A 3,050-nucleotide genomic window follows, 5' to 3' on the forward strand; every position below is an offset into this window, starting at 1 on the left:
TGAATGAATTGTTAGGTGCCGCCCGACTTGCCAAGGCCGCAGCCCTGCAAAGCTGGTTCACCCGCCGGAAGCTGACGATACACGTATTGCAGATGGTAGCCGCTATAGGTGTCACTAGTGCGCTGGTCTTGCAGAGCTATCCCGGCGGGAACAGCCACCTCCAGAGTGTTTGCACTCAGCCATTTGAGGCCAATGCCGTGGGCGATGGAGTGTATGGCGACCACGTTGCCACCCGGAGTGGATGGTAGCTCTGCACACTCAACGAGAGCCTGCGTGACCTGACCGCCACCGCGATAGTCAGTCTGATAGTAGTGAGCGGAGCACTTGCCCTCAGGGTGCTTAACCATTGGCCCGGTGCAAGTGGCGAACTCACGCCCAGGGCAGCCAGAGAGCAACGCGGTGCTAAGGATTGCAGTTACAAGAGCCGATTTACTCACTTGCGGCACCTAACACTTAAGTTAAGCCGAGACGCGTAGTGGAGCCAACTACATGGCAAGCTGTATCTGCCATGTGGTTGGTGGAACGAAGCGGCTTCGGCTTGAACGCATCGTTAGGCCCCACCCTGGGAGCTAGCGACCACCAGTACAAGATAGCCCACGACACCGAGGGGCAAACAGAAGCGGATGTGGCGCACGTAGCGTGCAGCAGCAAGAGACGTGAGTTGCCGCGCCCGCGAGCTAAAGGCCACTTTGACTACCTCGGCGCCGACGCTTGGATTGGCGGCCCGTGGAAAGCCGGTGTAGAGGAAGTCCAGCGCTCCACGGACATTGACCCACTCGGGACGCTCCGTAACGATGATGCCGTGCAGGCGGAAAACTGCATGCAAGTACACCCCTGTGCAGACGAAGGCGATGAGGGCCGCTGTTGAGATCACGAACTGTGACATGTGGGGCCTAACACCTAAGTTAAGCCGAGACGCGTAGTGGAGCCAAGCGCATGGCAAGCTGTACCTGCCATGTGCTTGGTGGAACGAAGCGGCTTCGGCTTGAACGCATTGTTAGGCCTCACTGGCCCGTGACTTCAGCCTTAACTGAAGATGTGCGGTCTGCCAAGTCAATGATCTCCTGAGCAGTCATGCCGGCAACTTGATCCTTGATGCGAACGATGGAAGGCGATTGCAGATCAGGGTTTTGCACAACCTCATAAGCGCTGTTTACGCCAGTTAGATTGAGCTTGAGCATTGCGACCAGCAGTTCTTGACGCTTCTCGGGCGGCAGCGCTTCGCTCATTGCCGAAAAGCTGCTCTGGGCTGTTGCGTCGGATGTTGCGTCGAGGCGGATTTGACTGGTTGAGCTTCCCGACGTTGCGCATGCGGTCACGGCAAGAGCGAAACAAGCGGTCAACAATAGTTTTTTCAGCATCCCGTACTCCTTGATTGTGAGGCCTAACACTTGAGTTAAGCCGCGCCACGAAGTGGCGTCGGCTTGAACGAATGGTTAGGGCGCAACCGGCGGAATACCAGAGTTGCCAGCGCTGCACCAAGGGCCCAAGCGATGAACGTTGGTGGCCACACGGCGGCCGGGACAGTCAGAGCAAGTGCCACCAGTGCTACGGCGAGGAATGACGCGAGAGCGACAGGGCCTCGAGCCGAGAAAGCGACAAGTGCAAGGAGCTGCACAATGAGGGCGACGAGCGCCGCTCCCACGCCGAGCACGACGAGCGCCTGCCACAGTGCCAGGGGCATCCAGCCAGGCATTACGAAAGCGTTGGTATAGCCAAGTGCCTGGGTCGACGCGAAGTAAGTGAAGACGCCGGACAGCGATCCCGCTGCGATGCTCTTGACCATCAGTCGCATGACTCTCTCCTTTGCGGCCTAACGCTTGAATTAAGCCGACCCGCCATGGGTGGCTTCCGAAGCCAAGGATAGCCCAGGTGCATCCGAAGCAGGCGAGCCACGAAGCGGGTTCGGCTTGAATGAACTGTTAGGCATTGCGCACCTCTCCGGGGCCCGCGACCGGCGGCCACGGTGAGTTACAAGCGATCCGGAAGCCGGGATTGTGACCGCCACGGCAGAGCCCGCGATGTCTCTGGCGCAACCAACCGAAGCCAGATTGGCAACTGCCCACGCGGCCAAGTGCGCATGGTAGTCATGCGTCCGAAGCCGTGCCCCGCGGCCGATCCGGTTGCGGCAACCTGTCGAATTGCAATGGCCGCCAAAAGCCTGTGCGCAAGGCCTAACACCTAAGTTAAGCCGAGGCGCGTAGTGGAGCGAAGCACATGGCAAGCTGTACCTGCCATGTGCTTTGCGGAACGAAGTGACTTCGGCTTGAACGCATTGTTAGGCCTCATGCCCGCGATTGATTGCCAGCGTGTACACCAGTGAAAGAGGCCAAACGAAGATACAGCTGATCAGCCATAGCCAGCTACCGGCACGACCCGCGCGGATAGCAGCGATGACCATTGTGGCAAAGACGGAAAGCGGTACAGCAAGAGCCAATAATTTTTCTGGCAAGTACATCTCATGGCCGCTCAGGCCACCATCTGCCATGCGCGGCTGACCCGAAATAGCCAAGAGATAGACAATTGCGACCGCAAGAAGGCCTAGAGAGATCTTGGGGATGCGATTGGATCTGATCATGAGGCCTAACACCGGAATTAAGCCGCGCCGCGAAGCGGCGTCGGCTTGAATGAATTGTTAGGCGTCACTTTCTGTGTAGTTGTACTCACGCCCTTCAAGAAGTCCGCCGGATGAAAGTGTCACGCTGAACCTTTTAAACAGAGAAAAAAACTCTTTTGGAGAGAGTTCTTCAGTGACCTTGCGCAGGTCAATATTTCCGCCACCCTTCACGATTTTAGAGAACGGATCCATTCCACTCGTCTTTGCGAGCAGAAAGGTAGTGTGGATCGCTGGATCGTCAGAGGGTCCCGTTGACAGCTGACCGACATAGATCTCGTAGCCAACCAACAATTCGTCGTCTTGGATAAGACCTTTGTCATGAAGCCATTTGCTCGCGTCTGACATGTCGGCACGATCAGCAGCGTGAACCGCCCCGGGTTCTCCGGAGGCTCCAACCTTTGAGAGGATGGAGCCATGAAGAAGACATCACCAC

6 protein-coding genes are annotated in these 3,050 nt (G+C 57.4%); 1 reads left to right on the forward strand and 5 read right to left on the reverse strand.

From position 1 onward, the window contains the following. On the forward strand, nt 1-248 hold a 248-nt coding region (locus ABD679_RS11230; RefSeq protein WP_344760075.1), incomplete at its 5' end, for a hypothetical protein. A 302-nt stretch (nt 249-550) separates the two neighbouring features. On the opposite strand, the gene ABD679_RS11235 is transcribed toward ABD679_RS11230, so the two are convergent. The 5 genes from ABD679_RS11235 to ABD679_RS11255 form a co-directional block, all read right to left on the reverse strand. After that, nucleotides 551-886, reverse strand: a complete 336-nt coding sequence (locus ABD679_RS11235) for a hypothetical protein (RefSeq protein ID WP_344760076.1) — start codon at nt 884-886, stop codon at nt 551-553. Nucleotides 887-1,004: 118 nt separating this feature from the next. Next, complete coding sequence (locus tag ABD679_RS11240) at nt 1,005-1,361, reverse strand: DUF6694 family lipoprotein (RefSeq protein ID WP_344760077.1); 357 nt, start codon at nt 1,359-1,361, stop codon at nt 1,005-1,007. A gap of 35 nt (nt 1,362-1,396) precedes the next feature. Further along, nucleotides 1,397-1,795 (reverse strand): hypothetical protein, encoded by a 399-nt coding sequence (locus ABD679_RS11245; protein WP_344760078.1) that lies wholly within the window; start codon nt 1,793-1,795, stop codon nt 1,397-1,399. Between the two features lie 483 nt (nt 1,796-2,278). After that, the gene (locus tag ABD679_RS11250; protein WP_344760079.1) at nt 2,279-2,578 is read right to left on the reverse strand and encodes a hypothetical protein; all 300 of its coding nucleotides are present in this window, start codon (nt 2,576-2,578) and stop codon (nt 2,279-2,281) included. A 57-nt stretch (nt 2,579-2,635) separates the two neighbouring features. Next, nucleotides 2,636-2,962 (reverse strand): hypothetical protein, encoded by a 327-nt coding sequence (locus ABD679_RS11255; protein WP_344760081.1) that lies wholly within the window; start codon nt 2,960-2,962, stop codon nt 2,636-2,638. Nucleotides 2,963-3,050: the final 88 nt, after the last annotated feature.

Origin of the sequence: Luteimonas lutimaris, assembly GCF_039537065.1 — a bacterium.
GTDB lineage: Bacteria > Pseudomonadota > Gammaproteobacteria > Xanthomonadales > Xanthomonadaceae > Luteimonas > Luteimonas lutimaris.

What these genes read in the sequence shown, in the direction of transcription:
- ABD679_RS11235 (WP_344760076.1), bottom strand. Translation starts at nt 886, where the DNA reads ATGTCACAGTTCGTGATCTCAACAGCGGCCCTCATCGCCTTCGTCTGC.
- ABD679_RS11240 (WP_344760077.1), bottom strand. Translation starts at nt 1,361, where the DNA reads ATGCTGAAAAAACTATTGTTGACCGCTTGTTTCGCTCTTGCCGTGACC.
- ABD679_RS11245 (WP_344760078.1), bottom strand. Translation starts at nt 1,795, where the DNA reads ATGCGACTGATGGTCAAGAGCATCGCAGCGGGATCGCTGTCCGGCGTC.
- ABD679_RS11250 (WP_344760079.1), bottom strand. Translation starts at nt 2,578, where the DNA reads ATGATCAGATCCAATCGCATCCCCAAGATCTCTCTAGGCCTTCTTGCG.
- ABD679_RS11255 (WP_344760081.1), bottom strand. Translation starts at nt 2,962, where the DNA reads ATGTCAGACGCGAGCAAATGGCTTCATGACAAAGGTCTTATCCAAGAC.